Here is a 530-nt window from a genome sequence, read left to right on the forward strand (position 1 = left end):
GTGCCGAAGGGGGTGGCGGTCACTCATGGCAATGTGACTCAGCTCCTGTTGGAGACGGACGCCTATGTGCTGCCGGGGACGTGGACGCAGTGCAATTCGTATGGGTTTGACACCTCGGTGTGGGAGGTGTGGGGTCCGTTGTTGCATGGCGGGCGGGTGTTGGTGGTGCCCGAAGCGGTGGCCGCGGCGCCGGAAGATTTTCATGAGTTGTTGGTCAGTGAGCGGGCCAGTTTTCTTGCCTGGACTCCGTCGGCGGTAGCGACGTTGTCGCCGCAGGGCTTGGGGCAGATGACGGTGGCGGTGGCCGGTGAGGCGTGTCCGGCTGAGGTGGTGGATCGCTGGGCTCCGGGGCGGGTGATGTTCAATGCCTACGGTCCGACTGAGACGACGATGGTGTTGACGCTGAGTGCGGCGTTGGCGGCGGGGTCGGGGGTGCCGCCGATTGGTGCGCCGGTGCCGGGGGCGGCGTTGTTTGTGTTGGATCAGTGGTTGCGTCCGGTGCCGGTCGGGGTGGTCGGTGAGTTGTATGC

General features: G+C 65.7%; 1 protein-coding gene. It reads left to right on the forward strand.

The features are described 5' to 3' along the window. A partial coding sequence (locus AC5Y7E_RS24255; protein WP_499950955.1) for an AMP-binding protein occupies nucleotides 1-530 on the forward strand: 530 nt, incomplete at both ends.

The organism is Mycobacterium sp. NGS17 (assembly GCF_059813205.1).